Source organism: Alteromonas halophila (assembly GCF_014651815.1).
In the GTDB taxonomy this organism is placed as follows: Bacteria; Pseudomonadota; Gammaproteobacteria; order Enterobacterales; family Alteromonadaceae; genus Alteromonas; species Alteromonas halophila.
Genome location: NZ_BMXP01000002.1, coordinates 137,944 through 155,217, shown reverse-complemented (window position 1 = coordinate 155,217; position 17,274 = coordinate 137,944). Strand labels below are relative to the sequence as shown.

The 17,274-nt window shown below is 52.3% G+C and carries 11 protein-coding genes; 6 read left to right on the top strand and 5 right to left on the bottom strand.

Translation table 11 applies throughout. From position 1 onward, the window contains the following. The first annotated feature begins 339 nt into the window (after positions 1–339). The 4 genes from IE054_RS04700 to IE054_RS04685 are packed head-to-tail and all read left to right on the top strand — an operon-like array spanning position 340 to position 4,923. Positions 340–1,545 (top strand): aspartate aminotransferase family protein, encoded by a 1,206-nt coding sequence (locus IE054_RS04700; protein WP_189403930.1) that lies wholly within the window; start codon positions 340–342, stop codon positions 1,543–1,545. A 28-nt stretch (positions 1,546–1,573) separates the two neighbouring features. Further along, a complete protein-coding gene (astA, locus tag IE054_RS04695; protein WP_189403929.1) occupies positions 1,574–2,611 on the top strand; it encodes an arginine N-succinyltransferase in 1,038 nt (345 codons plus the stop codon). A 14-nt stretch (positions 2,612–2,625) separates the two neighbouring features. Next, positions 2,626–4,095: a succinylglutamate-semialdehyde dehydrogenase gene (gene astD / locus IE054_RS04690; RefSeq protein WP_189403928.1), complete on the top strand. Its 1,470-nt coding sequence runs from the start codon at positions 2,626–2,628 to the stop codon at positions 4,093–4,095. A 21-nt stretch (positions 4,096–4,116) separates the two neighbouring features. Further along, positions 4,117–4,923, top strand: a complete 807-nt coding sequence (locus IE054_RS04685) for a DUF1338 domain-containing protein (protein WP_189403927.1) — start codon at positions 4,117–4,119, stop codon at positions 4,921–4,923. Between the two features lie 94 nt (positions 4,924–5,017). Here the strand turns inward: IE054_RS04685 and IE054_RS04680 are convergent, their stop codons facing one another. Both IE054_RS04680 and parC read right to left on the bottom strand, forming a co-directional pair. After that, entirely contained in the window at positions 5,018–5,557 is a 540-nt protein-coding gene (locus IE054_RS04680) for a heme NO-binding domain-containing protein (protein ID WP_189403926.1), read from the bottom strand. A 21-nt stretch (positions 5,558–5,578) separates the two neighbouring features. Beyond that, positions 5,579–7,882 (bottom strand): DNA topoisomerase IV subunit A, encoded by a 2,304-nt coding sequence (parC, locus tag IE054_RS04675; RefSeq protein ID WP_189403925.1) that lies wholly within the window; start codon positions 7,880–7,882, stop codon positions 5,579–5,581. 268 nt (positions 7,883–8,150) lie between these two features. Between parC and IE054_RS04670 the strand changes: the two genes are divergently transcribed. Continuing rightward, positions 8,151–11,288 (top strand): hybrid sensor histidine kinase/response regulator, encoded by a 3,138-nt coding sequence (locus IE054_RS04670; protein WP_373293828.1) that lies wholly within the window; start codon positions 8,151–8,153, stop codon positions 11,286–11,288. On the opposite strand, the gene IE054_RS04665 is transcribed toward IE054_RS04670, so the two are convergent. From IE054_RS04665 to IE054_RS04655, 3 genes are all read right to left on the bottom strand, one after another. Beyond that, positions 11,277–11,981: a DUF2982 domain-containing protein gene (locus IE054_RS04665; RefSeq protein ID WP_189403923.1), complete on the bottom strand. Its 705-nt coding sequence runs from the start codon at positions 11,979–11,981 to the stop codon at positions 11,277–11,279. The genes IE054_RS04670 and IE054_RS04665 overlap by 12 nt on opposite strands. 157 nt (positions 11,982–12,138) lie before the next feature. Further along, complete coding sequence (locus IE054_RS04660) at positions 12,139–15,279, bottom strand: efflux RND transporter permease subunit (protein WP_189403922.1); 3,141 nt, start codon at positions 15,277–15,279, stop codon at positions 12,139–12,141. Further along, on the bottom strand, positions 15,279–16,445 hold the full coding sequence (locus IE054_RS04655) for an efflux RND transporter periplasmic adaptor subunit (RefSeq protein WP_189403921.1): 1,167 nt from the start codon (positions 16,443–16,445) through the stop codon (positions 15,279–15,281). The genes IE054_RS04660 and IE054_RS04655 overlap by 1 nt, the downstream gene beginning before the upstream one ends. A 112-nt stretch (positions 16,446–16,557) precedes the next feature. On the opposite strand from IE054_RS04655, the gene IE054_RS04650 reads away from it, so the two are divergent. Beyond that, entirely contained in the window at positions 16,558–17,220 is a 663-nt protein-coding gene (locus IE054_RS04650; RefSeq protein ID WP_229805006.1) for a TetR/AcrR family transcriptional regulator, read from the top strand. Positions 17,221–17,274: the final 54 nt, after the last annotated feature.

Here is a 17,274-nt window from a genome sequence, read left to right as displayed (position 1 = left end):
GCGACCGCCCTGAACCACGCCACGCATATTCCCTTCAGCGTCCTGAAATTTGTTGTGGATAATCATTCACTCAATTTATTTTTTGTCAGTGGTGAGGGTTTTCCTGTTACTCAGCGACGGGTCAGCAGGTACCTTCCGATGCAATCTGAGCAGTAAATAGATAGTTATTCACTAAAACTGCAAAATATGCCACAGACCGCGTATATAAAGGGCTGCGGCGACACATCGACAAGACATTGCGTTGTAAAAATGGCATAATGTTGGGCAGTTTTGAATCAAATCCGCGCTGGCTTGCGTATCGCAAGAGGTTAAAACAGCGCCTAACCAGAGGTAAAAAAGATGAATGTCGACCGCTCTACATTTGATGACGTAATGGTCCCGAATTACAACCCGGCCAAGATGGTTCCTGTCCGTGGAGAAGGATCGCGCGTCTGGGATCAGGACGGTGCTGAATACATCGATTTCGCTGGCGGTATCGCTGTTAACGCGCTGGGGCATTGTCACCCGGAGCTGGTAAAAGCGCTGAATGAGCAGGGCAGCAAGCTGTGGCACTTAAGTAATGTGTTCACCAATGAACCTGCTATGCGCCTGGCATCGAAGCTGACCAGCGCCACCTTTGCTGATCGTGTTTACTTCGCCAACTCCGGTGCAGAAGCCAATGAGGCAGCACTTAAACTGGCCCGTCGCTGGGCACTGGACGAGCATGGCGAGCAAAAAAATCAGATCATCGCCTTTAACCGTGGTTTCCATGGTCGTACCTTCTTTACCGTAACCGTGGGTGGCCAGGCAGCTTATTCTGATGGCTTTGGTCCTAAGCCTGGTGCGGTTGAGCATTGTGATTACAACGACCTGGCAGCGTTTGAAGCCATGATTTCTGATAAAACCTGTGCGGTCATGATGGAACCGCTGCAGGGCGAGGGTGGCATTATTCCACCTGATGCAGACTTTGTGCGTGGCGTACGTGAGCTGTGCGACAAGCACAACGCACTGCTTATTTTTGATGAAGTGCAGTCAGGCGTTGGCCGTACTGGTCACCTGTACGCGTACATGGGGCTGGGCGTTACTCCTGACATCCTGACCACCGCGAAATCTCTGGGCGGCGGCTTCCCGGTAGGCGCTATGCTGACGACCACAGACATTGCGCAGCACCTTAAGCCGGGAACACACGGCAGTACATACGGCGGTAATCCGCTGGCCTGTGCCATCGCTGAGCGGGTTCTGGACATTGTTAACACGCCGGAAGTGCTGGAAGGCGTACTTAACAAAGAAGCGCTGTTCCGCGAGCATCTGGAACAAATTAACGCGAAGTACAAGGTATTCAGTGAAGTTCGCGGCAAAGGTATGCTGCTGGGTTGTGCCCTGAATGACGATTACGAGGGTCGTGCCAAAGAATTTATGGCTGCTGCCACCGAAGAAAACCTGATGTGTCTGGTCGCCGGTGCTAATGTCATTCGTTTTGCGCCGTCACTGGTGATCCCCGATGAGGACATTAAAGAAGGCCTGGCACGCTTTGAACGCGCTGTTGCGAAAATAGCGAACGCATAACACTCCCCAACTTGTCGAGTAAGCGATTATGAATGTTATTCGCCCAATCACTGCTGCGGATTATGCGTCATTGCACGATATCGCAGAAGAATCCGGCATCGGCTTTACGTCGTTGCCGGTCAACGAAGAGTTACTTCGTAAGAAGATAAACCGCGCCGAAGCGTCGTTTACTAAAAAGAATGTGACCGGCCCTGGCGATGAGTCATACCTGTTTGTGATGGAAGACACCGCCACCGGTCAGGTTGTCGGTACCAGTGGCATTGAAGCTGCGGTGGGATTAGACGATGCATTTTATCACTATCATATTGGTAAAGTTGTGCATGCGTCCCGCGAGCTGGATATTCACAATACGGTAGAAATTCTGACGTTCTGTAACGACTACACCGGGGTTACAGAAATCTGCACGTTGTTTTTAAGAGAAGCCGCACGCGGTGGCATCAACGGGCGCTTTTTATCCAAAGTGCGCTTCCTGTTTATGATGGAGCACCGTGAACGTTTCTCTGAAACCGTGATCGCAGAGATGCGCGGTGTCAGTAACGAAGATGGCAGCTCACCGTTCTGGGAATGGCTGGAGGAACACTTTTTCTCCATGGACTTCCCAACGGCGGACTATCTGACAGGCATTGGCAATAAAGTGTTTATTGCCGAACTGATGCCGAAATACCCGATCTACGTGAACCTGCTGAGTGAAAAAGCGCAGGCAGTAATCGGCCAGGTCCATCAGAAGACCAGACCAGCTCTGCAGTTACTGCAGGAAGAGGGTTTCAGCTGTCGTGGCTATGTCGATATCTTCGATGCCGGCCCAACGGTAGAGGCAAACCTGAGTCATATCCGCACGGCGCACGCTAGTCGCAAGCTGCCGGTGGTGATTGACGATCAGACTGCAGCGCAGGGTCAGGGACACTACATCATCAATACCTCAATTGAAGATTTCAGAGCGGTAGCAACAGAAATGGCGGTCAGTGAAGAGCAGCAGGTCGCTGTGCTGTCACGCCAGGCCGCCGCAGCACTGAATATCAGTGAGGGGGAATCGGTTCGATTCGCACCGGTTAAATTCAGAGACTAACGACAGGAACTCACATGCAAATGACACATTTTATCAACGGTGAATGGGTGGCGGGTGAAGGCCACGACATCGCCTCTGTCGATCCCGCCAAAAATGCCGTGATCTGGCAAGGCAAATCCGCAACCGCACAACAGGTTGATGCAGCAGTCAGCGCGGCGCGTGCCGCAGCGCCCGAATGGGCAGCGAAAACGGCCGAGCAACGCCTTGCTGCTATCAAGGTATACGGCGAAGTCCTGGCTGAAGCAAAAGATCAAATGACCAAAGCGCTGGCCCGTGAAACGGGTAAGCCTGAGTGGGAAACGGCCACAGAAGTCGGCGCCATGATGGGAAAAATTGGCATTTCTGAACGTGCCTACAATGAACGTACTGGCGTGGTTGAAAACGAGGTGCCGGTAGGTAAAGCCTTTATTCGACACAAGCCACATGGCGTGGTCGCGGTTTTCGGTCCCTACAATCTGCCCTGTCACCTGCCAAACGGCCATATCATTCCTGCACTGCTGGCGGGTAATACCGTCATCTTCAAGCCCAGCGATCTGACGCCGATGGTCGCCGAAGAGATGGTTAAGCTGTGGGAAAAGGCTGGCCTGCCAAAAGGCGTGCTTAACCTGGTTCAGGGCGAAGTAGAGACCGGCAAGGCACTGGCTTCACACCCAGGTATTGACGGCCTGTTCTTCACAGGAAGTTCTCGCACAGGGCAAATCCTGCATGAGCAGTTTGCCGGCCATCCGGGTAAAATTCTGGCGCTGGAGATGGGGGGCAACAACCCGCTTATCGTTAAGGACGCGGACGATCTCGATGCCGTGGTTCACGACATTGTGCATTCGGCATTCATTACCACCGGTCAGCGTTGCACCTGTGCCCGTCGTCTGTTCCTGCCAGCTGGCGAGACAGGCGATAAGATCATGGCGCGTCTGATTGAAGTCAGCAAGGCCATTAAAGTAGGTGAATATGACGCTGAAGACCAGCCGTTTATGGGCGCTATGATTTCAGCCAAAGCAGCCAGCATGATGGTTGACGCACAAAGCGAACTGGAAAATGCCGGTGGCAACGTGCTGTTGCGCCTTGAACAGGCCGACAAAGACAAAGGCTTTGTCACACCCGGTATTATTGACGTAACTGACATGCTCGACACACTGCCCGATGAAGAACACTTCGGCCCGCTGTTGAAAGTGATCCGTTACAGCGACTTTGACGCAGCAATTGCAGAGGCCAACAACACCCGCTTCGGGCTGTCGGCAGGCTTTTTGGGTGATAATGAAGATGACTACCGTTACTTCTTCCAGCGCATCCGGGCAGGCATTGTAAACTGGAACCGTCCCATTACCGGTGCCAGCAGCGCCGCGCCATTTGGTGGTATTGGTGATAGTGGTAACCATCGTGCCAGCGCCTACTACGCCGCTGACTATTGTGCGTACCCCGTTGCATCAGTAGAGCTGGATAAAGTTACCTTACCAGGCAAGCTAAGCCCTGGTCTTTCAATGTAAGCGAAGAAGGACACACCCTACATGCACAACAATATTGATACGCTGTTTAACCACCTGTGGGACGACTACGTTGCTATCACGCCGTCTGCCCACAAGGTACACAAGCTGTTACTGGGTGAAGAAAGCAGTGATGAAATCGTCAATGACCATGTGGCGTTTCGTACCTTTAATCTGGATAAGACGTCACTGGACAAACTGGCGGCACATTTCCTGGCCCTGGGCTACGAAGAGAAAGGCGATTATGACTTTGAAGCCAAAAAGCTGACCGCCAAGCACTTTGAGCATCCTGACGACACCAAGCCGAAAGTCTTTATCAGTGAATTGCGGGTGGAAGAACTGACAGAACAGTCTCAGGCAATTATTCATAAACTGGTTGCACAAATGGATGCTGATGCCGTCACAGCGGAAAACTTCCTGTATTCAGGTCGCCACTGGGAAGTCAGCAAAGAAGAGTACGATATTCTGCTGGAAGAGTCAGAGTATGCAGCCTGGATGTCTGCATGGGGCTTTCGTGCGAACCACTTTACAGTGAGTGTAAATTACCTCGGCCAGACCAACGAGCTGGCAGAGGTAAACAGCTTGCTGAAAGAGGCCGGTTTTGTGCTTAATACGTCTGGTGGTGAAATCAAAGGCGGACCAGATGTGTACCTGGCACAGTCGTCAACCATGGCGGACCGTGCTGAGATCAGCTTCAGCGATGAAACCACAGCTATCCCAAGCTGTTTCTATGAATTTGCACAGCGTTATGAAATGCCTGATGGCAAGCTGTACAAAGGCTTTGTTGCGGCCTCGGCCGATAAGATCTTTGAGAGCACAAACGCTAAATAACAGACCGCTTATCTGACCCAAAAGGCTCCTTATTCAGGAGCCTTTTTTTATACCCGTCGGCCTACACACGCGTTCATCTGGGGGACATTCGGCGTTATCCGGTTACCTGTATGCTGAACTCATAGGTATGCGGCTCGCCGGTTTTGATGGTTTCCCGTGTGATATTGCAGTTATAAAACGCTGCCGCGCCATCCAGCAGCCCCTCAGCCAGAGCATATAAATCTCGCTCTGAGTAATAGCGCATACGCATGGCTTTATCAGTGCGTGATTTCACCGTAAATCGCGGTAAATCTGCATCAGGGTAGAGCTTTCTGACCTGTACATGAATATCACCATCCAGGTACTGCAGCATGTCCAGCAGACTTTCTTTGCCTGCCAGCACCTGACCATGGCTCTGTGATAAACGCCCAAACAGATACACGCCAAACTCATGCAGCAATTCGTCAGCAGACTTCCCGGTTTTCTCCATCAGCACGTCCAGCAACTTTTTCATTTCTGAAAACGGATAATAACCGACCGCTGTAAAGGCGCCGTCATTTTCAAGCTGCGCTTCGTTAATCACTTCATCAGCGAACTCCGGCGAGGCTTTTTCTTCAAGCATCTCCACCAGTGACGTAAAGACAATACCCAGCATCAGCGTTTTCCTTATTGTGGATTAAACCTGCGGTTCTCCGGGGTTAAGGTCATCAGACGTGGGCGTCTGCGCAGCCTGTTCAATAGTAATGCTGTCGACCCGCTGCAGGCCCCGGGGCAGCTTATTCCCTCTGCGACCGCGCTCGCCACGGTAGTGCTCCAGATCCGCTGCACTTAACGTCATGCTGCGTTTACCGGCGGTAATTTTGACTGCGGCACCATCAGGCACAACATCAACCAGTTTTACGTATTCTTCCCGGGACTGCGCTTTGGCAGACGGAATATTAATAATTTTATTCCCCTTACCTTTGCCTAAACTTGGCAAATCGCGCATCGGAAACAGCAGCATCCGGCCTTCGGTAGAGATCGCCAGACACCAGTCTGTATCAGGATTGTGCACACGCCGCGGAGTAAGCACCTTGGCCCCGGTCGGCACACTGAGGTACGCTTTACCGGCTTTGTTTTTGCTGACCATGCCTGCAAACGCTCCGACAAAGCCATAACCGCCGTCAGAGGCCATCAGATACCGATCATCGTCACGCCCCATTAATACGTGGGCCAGTGTTTCTCCGGCCACAATCGAGAAACGCCCGGTCATAGGCTCTCCCTGACTGCGCGCTGATGGCAGACTGTGCGCATCACAGGCAAAGGCGCGGCCCGAAGTATCAAGAAAGACTGCTGGCTGATTGCTCTTACCTATCGCACTGGAGAGGTAATTATCACCGGCCTTATAGTTTAGCGCCGCCGCATCAACGTCGTGGCCTTTGGCACATCGTGCCCAGCCTTTTTCTGACAGCACTACCGTTACCGACTCTGCCGGTACCAGTTCTTTTTCCGACAACGCCTTGGCTTCACCACGTTCAACAAGCGGCGAGCGACGGTCATCACCATACTTCTCTGCAGCTTCCAGAATCTCTTTTTTGATCAGCGTTTTCAGGCGGCGGTCTGAACCCAACAGCGTCTGCAGTTTGTCACGTTCCTGCTCCAGTTCCTCCTGCTCACCGCGAATTTTCATCTCTTCAAGTTTGGCAAGATGGCGCAGCTTCAGCTCAAGGATCGCTTCTGCCTGTTTGTCAGTCAGACCGAAGCGCGACATCAGCTCGGGCTTCGGCTCATCAAAGGTACGGATAATTTCTATGACTTCATCGATATTCAGAAAGGCGACCAACAGACCTTCCAGAATATGCAGCCGTGCCAGTACCTTATCCAGCCGGTACTGAAGCCGGCGGGTCACCACGTCTTTACGGTAGCTTAGCCACTCAGACAAGATCGTGCGTAAATCTTTAACCTGTGGACGTCCGTCCAGGCCTATCATGTTCAGATTTACCCGATAGTTTTTCTCCAAATCGGTAGTGGCGAACAGATGCTGCATCAGTTGCGCCGTATCTACCCGGTTTGAGCGCGGCGTTATGATAAGACGGGTGGGGTTCTCATGATCAGAGTCGTCGCGCAGATCGCTGACCATCGGTAGCTTTTTGGCCTGCATCTGTGCGGCAATCTGCTCAAGAATTTTCGCGCCCGATGCCTGATGAGGCAAGGCTGTGATGACGATGTCACCGGCTTCTTCCCGGAATATGGCACGCATTTTTATACTACCGCGACCGGTTTCGTAAATTTTCCGGATATCCGCACGCGGCGTAATAATCTCCGCATCGGTGGGATAATCCGGCGCCTGCACAATGTCCATGACGTCTTCTAACGTCGCGCGGCTGTTGTCCAGTAACAGGGCGCAGGCGTTGGCGGTTTCACGCGCATTATGGGGCGGAATATCGGTGGCCATACCGACCGCAATTCCCGTTACGCCATTTAGCAGAATATGCGGCAGACGTGCCGGCAACATGCTGGGTTCTTTCAGGGTGCCGTCAAAATTAGGTACCCAGTCAACCGTACCTTGTCCCAGTTCGCTGAGTAATACCTCACTAAAGCGCGATAAACGGGCTTCGGTATAACGCATTGCCGCGAATGACTTGGGATCATCCGGTGCGCCCCAGTTGCCCTGGCCATCGACCAGTGGATACCGGTAAGTAAAGGGCTGTGCCATTAGCACCATGGCTTCGTAGCAGGCTGAGTCGCCATGAGGATGGAACTTACCCAGCACGTCGCCCACGGTGCGCGCGGACTTTTTATACTTGGCATTATTACTCAGGCCAAGATCTGACATCGCATAAATAATGCGACGCTGGACCGGCTTGAGGCCATCAGCAATATGCGGCAGTGCCCGATCCATAATCACATACATGGAATAATTCAGGTACGCATCTTCGGTGAAGGTCCTGAGCGGCAGTTGTTCTATGCCGTCTTGATTAATCGTAATCTGATCGCTCATGCAATTTGTTCAGTTTTTTATTTTAGTGACTACAGCGCTTTGCAAAGCGGCCACCATCCGGGACTCTGCGCAACGAACTCAGCAAGGTAATAAATGTTTACAGGCCTGATGCCACAGTTACACCTTTCTAAAGCTATTGTGGGCTAAAGCCCATGGCAGTGCAATACGCCAAAAGGCGGCATGCCTGAGCCAAAAGTTGTCACCGCCTTTGTACAAAGCTAGCAGTAATGGTTTAATGACCATTAAGATCAGAATAATAACGCACACTGTGAGAACGTACTTCCCCTTCTTTATATTGTTGATGTTGCTGGCAATCTGCACGCATGCCAATGCCCAGCAGACTGTACAGTTATTCGATGAAGAGGCCGAACTGGAACTGGCTGACTCGTTGTCGTATCTGTATGAATCCACAACGCCGCTAACTATTGATGACATCATCCGTCGCCGGGGTGAGTTTCAGCGCTATGTCGACGGTAACCCAAATTTTGGCTTTCATGATCGCGGCATGTGGCTACAGGTTTCCATAAGCAATGTGAGTAACCTGCGGGAATGGGTGTTCTCAGTTAACTTCAGCCAGCTTGATAAAGTCGATTTTTATCTGGTACAGAACGGCGAGGTGAAAGCATTCAGTCACCAGGGTAAGGCACAGCCGGACCAGACTTTTCGCATGCCGACGTTTGGTGTCAATCTGCCGTACGCTGAAGCCGTAGAACTGTATATGCGGGTTGAGAGCGAGTCCTCCAGCCTGATCGTCCCCCTTCAGGTTGAACCGCGCAAGCTGCACAACGTCGGGTTTCAGATCGACAGTTTGCTGTGGGGGCTCTTTTACGGTGGCCTGATTATTCTGGCGATTTACAATCTGGTGCTCTACTTTGAAGTGCGTGAGCCCAGTCTGCTGGCGTATGTGGGTTATCTTAGTGCGGTAGTGTTATGGCAACTGGTATGGGGCGGACACGTGCACCTCTTTACCTCCGGGCAACTACCAGACTGGCTTATCAGCCATACCGAGCTTATTTTCGTGTTGATTGGAATAAGCTCCGGTATTTTCACTCTGACGTTTCTGGAAACCCGCAAAAATGCCAGTTTTGCGCACCCGTTCGTCAAATTTTTACTAATAACACAGGCCCTTATAGGCCTGATATGCCTGCCTGACCTGCTCCCGCATATCTGGAAAAACAATCTGGTCTACGGGATCGGTATGCTGGCCATATGCAGTTATATTTTTGCCGGATTTGAAGCCTTTTATAAACGTTTTCAGCCTGCCCGTTATTTTATTTTTGCCTGGACCATGCTGGCCACCGGCGCCATCGTCGGGATGCTCAGCCTGGTGGGAATTCTGCCGTCTAACGACTTTACTACTTACTGTTTTCAGGTCGGCGTGTTTTTAGAGTCAGGTCTGTTTTCACTGGCGCTAATGGAAAAGAGTCGCAGTCAGCTTGAAAGTGAGGTGGAGCAAGCCACCAATGATTTGCGCAATAACATGGAGCTGATCGAGGAACAGAACGCGCGGCTGGATATTGCCCGCAAAGATGCGATAAAAGCCAGCAATGTCAAGTCGCAGTTCCTGGCCAACATGAGCCATGAAATTCGTACCCCCCTTAATGCTATTTTGGGGTTCAGTCGTGAACTGACACAAGCCGCGCTGCCATCAGACCAGCAGGAACAGGTACGCATTATCAATACGGCCGCTGACAACCTGCTCAGTATCGTTAACGATGTGCTCGACTTTTCTAAAATTGAGGCAGGCAAACTGACCATTAACAACCAGCCTTTTTCGCCTAACCAGTTGCTGGAAGAAATGGTCACTATTATGTCTAAATCCGCCCATACCAAGCGACTGGAATTTGTATTTGAATTGGGCCCGCTGCCTGAGAAGCTGATTGGCGATGTATTTCGCATCAAGCAAATTCTCAATAACCTGCTCAGTAATGCTATAAAATTTACGTCCAGCGGCATGGTTACGCTAAGCGCACGGGCCAAACCTCTGGCGCACGGCATCCACGAACTGGAATTTAAGGTTGAAGACTCTGGGATTGGCATCAGCCGTAAAGATAAAAAGAAACTGTTCAATGCGTTTTCGCAGGTTGAGGATGCGATAAACCGCAGTTATCAGGGCACCGGACTGGGCCTGGTTATCTGCCGCGAGCTGGTGCGCCTGATGCGAGGGAATATCACGCTGAAAAGTGTGCCGAATGTAGGCAGTACCTTTACCGTCACCTTAAAAACCAATCAGCTCAGCCAGAAATTTGCGCTCACACCGAATGAAGACTGGCAAGGCAAAAAAGTCGTCGTATTTGATCCAGTCCCCGATACACGTCGCGCCAGTGCTCACTTACTGGCCTGTATGGGCGCCGATGTCTATGCTGTGGAATCCGTCGAGTTTTTACGACGGCTTAATGTCACGTCAGATTATTTACTGGCAACGGTACCAGTAAGCAAAATTGCGCAGCGCGACGCGTTACTGGCAGAGCTGGTCGAAATCCCGGCGCAAAAGCGAATACTCTGCTACTCCGGCCCTGAGCCTTTCTCACAGTACCCCAGCCTGCAGAATCACTTTATCAGTCAGCTACGCATGCCACTGACCATTTCCAAGCTGGACAGCATCGTTCATCAGCGCGAAAAGGTTAACCGTAATCCCATGCAGGACAAGCTCGACAGCCTGCCAAAAGCGCGCATCCTGGCAGTGGATGACATGGATATGAACCTCAAGCTGTTGCATACCTGGCTGGACAACTCACCCGTTATGCTCACGACATCCATGAGTGGCCAGGATGCCGTTAACCGCTGCCAGACAGCTGAGTTTGATCTGATATTAATGGATGTTCAGATGCCGGGGATGGATGGTCTGCAGGCTTCGCGGGGGATCCGTCAGACACCGCTGAATATGGGTACGCCAATTATCGCTGTCACTGCACATGCCTTTAAGGAAGAGCAGGAGAGACTGCTGGCATCGGGCATGGACGATTACCTGCCCAAACCGATTGATCTTGCCAATCTGCTCGATCTTGTCCGGCGCTGGTGTCAGAACATTGAGCCGGTCAAGATGGCGTTACCCACCCTTGACTGGCAGCTTGCGATGCAGCGTACCAACCACAACCAAGCCGCCACCGAAGAATTGCTAAATGACTTTTTGACATTGCTGCCCGGCTCAATAGAAAACATCAGACAACAGTGGGATAAGCGCAACTACGATACGCTGAAGTCAGAAATCCACCGGTTGCATGGTGCCTGTTGCTATACCGGAGTACCCAAACTACAGGATCTGGCCAGAGACCTGGAATCAGCGCTAAAACTCGGTCAGCACTTTCTGGTGGCCGAACATATGCCAGCGCTTATTCTTGAGGCTGAGATTATTCTTGCCGAAGGCCAGGGCTACCTGGACAAGCACCAATCGTCAGGTACCTGATTTAACGGTACTCTGAATACGCGCCTGCTGACAGTCACGCAGCAGACTGACAAACTCGCCGGGTGTACGATCAAGCTCTGAGGCAGAGACATACACATCAAAGCCAAGGCGCTCGCGCAACTGCATCATGCGGTTGGCGAGCATTGCTTTTATACCGGTGAATACCTCACCATCAGGCAGGGTAAAGTGTTTATCGTCGAACATTGACTGCTCGTAACAGCTGCCAGAGGGACAGTTTTCATCTTTGTTCTGAAAAAGCAGCGGGCGCTGTTCCATTAACAGGTGTGTGGCCAGCCTCGGTGATACACTTTTCAAAAACGGCCCATACTCTTTGATGCGAATACCGATGGTTTCCAGGTCAACATGCTCGATACCATGGCGTACGCGCGGACAATCTACCCGTTGCACATTTTCCCAGTCGATCATCCAGTTCCCCAGCCGGTGCTGATAATGGATGACGTCGGGCGATATTTCGATGCTGTGTTCGGGCTCGCGCAGTTTAAAATACCCAATCAGCAAGGCCACAATGGACGCACTGGTTAAGAACACTCCGGCCAGAAACAGCCAGTCCGGTGTAAGTGCAAACCACAGCATGGAAAGCAGTACACCAGCCAAACCGATGATAACACTGGTGATCCCGTTGCGTTTGGACGTTGCACGAATAAGAATAGGTTGAGACGCGTCAGAAGACATACAAATACACCACCAGCATAAGCAGCGCCCAAATAACATATAGCCGCCAGCGCCTGCACACGGCGCAGTCACTATGCCACCAGCGAAAACGTGGTTTGGCCGCTCTGGTTTCAGAATTAGTCGATCGCATAATTGGTTATACGTTGACCCCTGATGGTTAGTTTAACGCAGTTCGGCGTTCATCGTCAGTGCCAGCGGCATGTGCGCGGCGCATAAAAAGCGCTACCAGTGTTGGCGTGAAGACCAGCGATAAAATCACGGAGAATCCTACACCACCGGCAAGTACCACGGCCAGCGGTGGCCAGAATGTCCCTTCACTAAACAAAAGCAATGGTATCAGCCCGCCTACGGTAGTAAAGGTAGTAGACAGGATATGTCGGCTACAGCCCATGGTTTCCTGAACAATACTGCGGGTATCGCCCTTGCGGGCGTCCGGGTTTGCACAAATAGCGGCGATCACTACGATTGAGCCGTTAATCGCAACGCCAATCAGACCTGCACTGCCAAGTAACGGATTAAAGCCCAGCGGCAGACCCGAGATCCACAGACTAAACATGCCCAAACCAACCGATAAGCCAGCGACCAGAATAATCACCGCTGCCATACGCAGGCTTAAAAATGTAAGAATAAGTGTGGTGATCATTAACACCAGTAACACGGGGGCGTAGGTAGCGAGCTGACCAAGTGCCTGCTGCTGCTCATCGGCATCGCCGGCCAGGTGCAGACGATACCCGTCAGGCAAGCTTAGCTCTGCGGCGAGTTTCTCCCGCAGCAGGTTACTTGCGTCCACGGCAGGTACCCCCGGATAGAGAAACGCCTGAACCCGGTTTAAACGCTCACCTGAAAGACGGGTAATACCGCTAATGCTGGGCACAAGGGCAATATCTGACACCGCATTTAAGGCCACCCAGGGTGTTTGCTGGTTGAGGGCCGGTGAGGTAAGCGGTGCACTGCCTACTTGCCCGAGGTCGCCGCGCGCCTCATCACCGAAGCGCACCCGCACCGGGATCTCTTCGGTGCTTTCCAGTACCGACCCGCCAAGCATACCGCTAAAATTCACCTGCAACTGGTTGGCCAGGTCGGACAGCGTCAGCCCCAGATACGACACCGTATCACTGTCAGCGTTAACGCTAAGCTCCGGCTCGCCCATAGTAATACTTGCCGTTGACTGACTGATGCCGGGCACCGTGGACATTACCTGCCTTACCTGCTGTCCCAGCTGATTCAGTGTGGCAAGGTCAGGCCCTATGATTTCGACTTCTACGGGCGCAGCAATAGGCGGCCCCTGACCGAAAGCCCTTACAATGATCTGCGTATCCGGAAACTGCTGGCTAAGGGTCTGCTGCAGATCATCAATCAAATCCGATGCCTGTTTCACGGTCTCAGTGGTAATTACGGCGTTAGCAAAATTAGGCGCATTGTCACGCAACATCACCTGGTTGTAGTACACAGAAGGCGCTGAGCCACCGACCAGCCAGCTGACCTGCGCAACGCCTGGCTGTTCACGGATCACCGTGCCAACCTGCCGGGCATAATTCTGGGTTTGCGAAATATTGCTGCCTTCTTTGGTCCACAAATACAGCTCAAACTGGTTACGGTCGGCACTGGGAAAGAAAACATTGGGTAACTGACCCGACAGCATGAAACCGCTGCTGCAAAAAATAAATACCAGTGGCAGCACGAGCAGTGGACGCTTGATCCAGCCTCCCAGCTGACGGCGGAACGCCTGACTTAAGTTCGGTGTCTGCAGGCCCTGTCGCCACCAGCGGGCCTGCGTCTCTCCATGTCGCGGTAAAAAACGCGCGGCCAGCGCAGCAATTATTGTCAGCGAGATAAACAGTGAGCCAATTAGCGCCATCACCACGCTGATGGCAATAGGGCCAATAAAGTCACCAATATTGCCGTTCAGCAAAAAGATGGGCATAAAGCCAAGAATCGTGGTCAGGGTAGATGACAGCAGCGGTACAAACAGGTGCGAGACACTTTTTGACATCGCCCCAACCCGGGTCAGTGACGAATTTTGTAAATTAATACGGATTTCATCGGTGATGACTATGGCATTATCAATCAGCAAGCCGATGGCGATGATCATGCCGAATATCGACATCTGATGAATTTGCTCGCCAAAAAAGCTCAGTGAAAATAACGCAAACGCCGCACAAAGCGGTAGCGCCAGACCCACAATCCAGGCAGCCCGCAACCCCATAAACAGTAAAATCACCAGCATCACTACAGTGCTGCCGAGTAACAGATTGCCACTCAGCTCACTTAGCCGGGCTTCCGTATAGTCATTTTGCTGAAACACCACATCAGCACTGACGCTGCCGTCAAACTCATCGTTGAACGCTTCAACTGCCTTAATCGCTGCTGCGGTCCAGCGGTCAGCCCTGACCGTGGTTTGCATTCGCGCGGCAACAAATACGACCTGCTCACCGTCAACCAGGCCAATGTCGGCAACGGGTTGCTGCCAGCCACGATAAACATCCGCAATATCATCCACCCGTAAATACCGCCCGTCCGCATTGCGAAGCGGGATAGCGCTGAGCATGGCGACGCCATCAAGGGTATCGTTAAGGGTAAAACGCAAGGTGCTGGCATCGGTATGCAGACTGCCGGCGGGCAATTTCGGGTCGGCAGCCCGGATCTGACGACTCACCTCGCTGAGCGATAAACCGGTGGCCGCCAGACGCGTTGGTGAGACCGCGACAATAATTTCCTCATCAGGCTCACCGTACAGTCTGACCAGCTCGGTGCCTGCCACATTTCTCAGGCGGTCCGCCAGCTCCGTGGCCAACCGCCCGGTCATCGACAAACTGGTATTTTCGGATACCACCGGCTTAACACCAAGCAGCAATGTAAATGCAGTGGCACCGCGTTTTTCGTCAAATACCGGCGCCGCCACCCCGTCAGGAAAGCTGTTTGCCGCTGCGCCAATGGTGTCACGAATTTCACTGAATAACTGCTCGTTATTGCTGTTATCTACCCAATCCTGCATTTCAATACTCAGCATTGAAATGCCCGCCCGGGATGTTGAGCGAATCTCTTTTATCTCATAAATTTCGCGCAACCGGTCTTCCAGTACATCGCTGACCAGCGCCTCTACCCGCTGCGCTGATGCGCCAGGATACGCAGTAATAACCAGCGCATTGCGGGTATCAATACGTGGATCTTCCAGTCGCGGCAAGGTCCCAAGCGCCGACAGACCGGCTACCAGAACAATTATGATGCTTAAAGCCAGTAGATGGCCGTGACGGAAAAACGCGGTATACCACGGATAGTTGTGTTCGCTGGCACGCATCACTGGAGCGCCTCTGGCTGTGATTCACGTTGTGTCGTACTGACTAACTGACCGGGACTCAGTTTGTGCGTGCCACCGGTAACATACTGCTCATTATCTTGCAGCGCACCGCGCACAAAGGCGCGCTGACCATCGGTATAGAGAATCTCAACACTGCGGGCACTGATCTTTGCTTTTTGCGCATTGGCTGGGTCATCATTGACCACAAACACAGTCCACAGACCGCGCAAGCCGTTACTTAGCGCTGACACCGGCAACCAGGCTCCTTGTTCGGGCCGGTCACGCGTCACCGTAATGGTCGCCATATCTCCCGGAAACAGCGCGGGGGACGAGACAAACGTCACCAGCAAATCCACAGTTCGGGTCTGCGTGCTGCGCAGCGGTAATTTGCGCAATACGCGTCCGGTATAGGCACGCCCGCCAACCTGCACCTCCAGACGCTGGTCCTCGTCAAAATAGGCAATGTCATCTGCGGGTACAGCAAAGCGTACCTGTAACTGCTGATTATTGGTGACCCGAAATACCGCCGCCGGTGGTGTCATTGTCGCACCTTCGTCTACATAGCGTCTTGCTATTGTACCGCTAAAAGGCGCAGTAAGTACTGACTTATCAGTCTCGACGGCTACACGCGCAATGGCCGCCTGTATTTCCCTTACCTGTGCATTGGCCGCGTCCAGCTGCGCCCGGACTTCGTCCCGGCGCTGGCCTGATTCAAGTTTCCTGTCAGCCAGCTCATCCACCCTGTCTTTACTGATTCTTGCCAGCTCTGCATTTGCCTCGGCACGTGCAAGCGCTGCATTGAGCTCCTGTGTCTGTGCCTGCAGCCGGTCTGTGTTAAGCCGCGCCAGCACCTGTCCTCGAGTGACACTATCCCCCTCATCAACCGTAAGTGACGACAAAATACCGCCCACATCAAAGCCCACGTCGGTGCTCTGGGCAGACTCCACCAGCCCGTGTAAACGAACTGGTACCTCAAACCCTGACTGGATATGCACGACATCCGTTACCACCGTCTCAGGTATGGCGTCGGCAACCGCCGATTGCGCCTGACCGTTACCGGCACTCCATAGCAGCACAACCAGTAATAAAAAGAACAGACCAAGTGCCACCAGCAGAGAGTGACGGCCAGACTCGCGAGACGTCTGCAGTGGATTCATCGATGACATAATTTGTCCTTTTAACGACGCAAAACGTAAAATGGTAACGATAATGGCTTCATGCTAGTTTATAAATACTAGACCGTCTAGTTTGATAATTAAATAACCTAGTGAGTGCACTTTGTCTAACGATTCTACCGATACCATACAGACCAAAGCCGGCCGCCCGAAAAGCGAAGAAAAGCGCCAGCAGATTTTAAAAGCGGCCAGTGATGAATTTCTGGCACAGGGCTTTGCCAACACGTCCATGGACAAAATCGCCAAAAGTTCCGGGGTATCAAAGCAAACCGTCTACTCACACTTCGATAGTAAGGACACGCTGTTTCAGGCTGCAATTTTACAAAAATGCCAGTCTTATGAGCTTGATCCAACGCAGCTTTCCGGTCATGACCAGTGCGAACTTCCCATGGCGCAATGTCTGACCATCATTGGCAGGCAGTTCATGCGTCTGATTCAGGATCCTGATGTTATTGCCATGTACCGCACCGTTATCAGCGAGGCAAAAAATAACCGGCGCATCGCTGAACTCTTCTATCAGGCAGGACTGAAAGCGAGCCTCGATGGACTGGCAACCCTGTTTTTACGATACAGCCAGCACCGGCTCTCACAACAGCAGGCGCTGGCGGTTGCCACTGACTTTCTCAGCCTGCTCAAGAGTGACCGGCTGCTCATGCTATTGTGTGATTTAGCTGCCCCACTGGACGATGCGCAAATCGACCGTCACGTTGCACGCGTTGTCGACCAGATTGGCGTTTTGCTGGCCCGCAAAACCAGCCAGACCTGACTTGTATAACTTATCTGTGTGAATTGCTATGAAGACTCTACAGTCTGGTGGCTT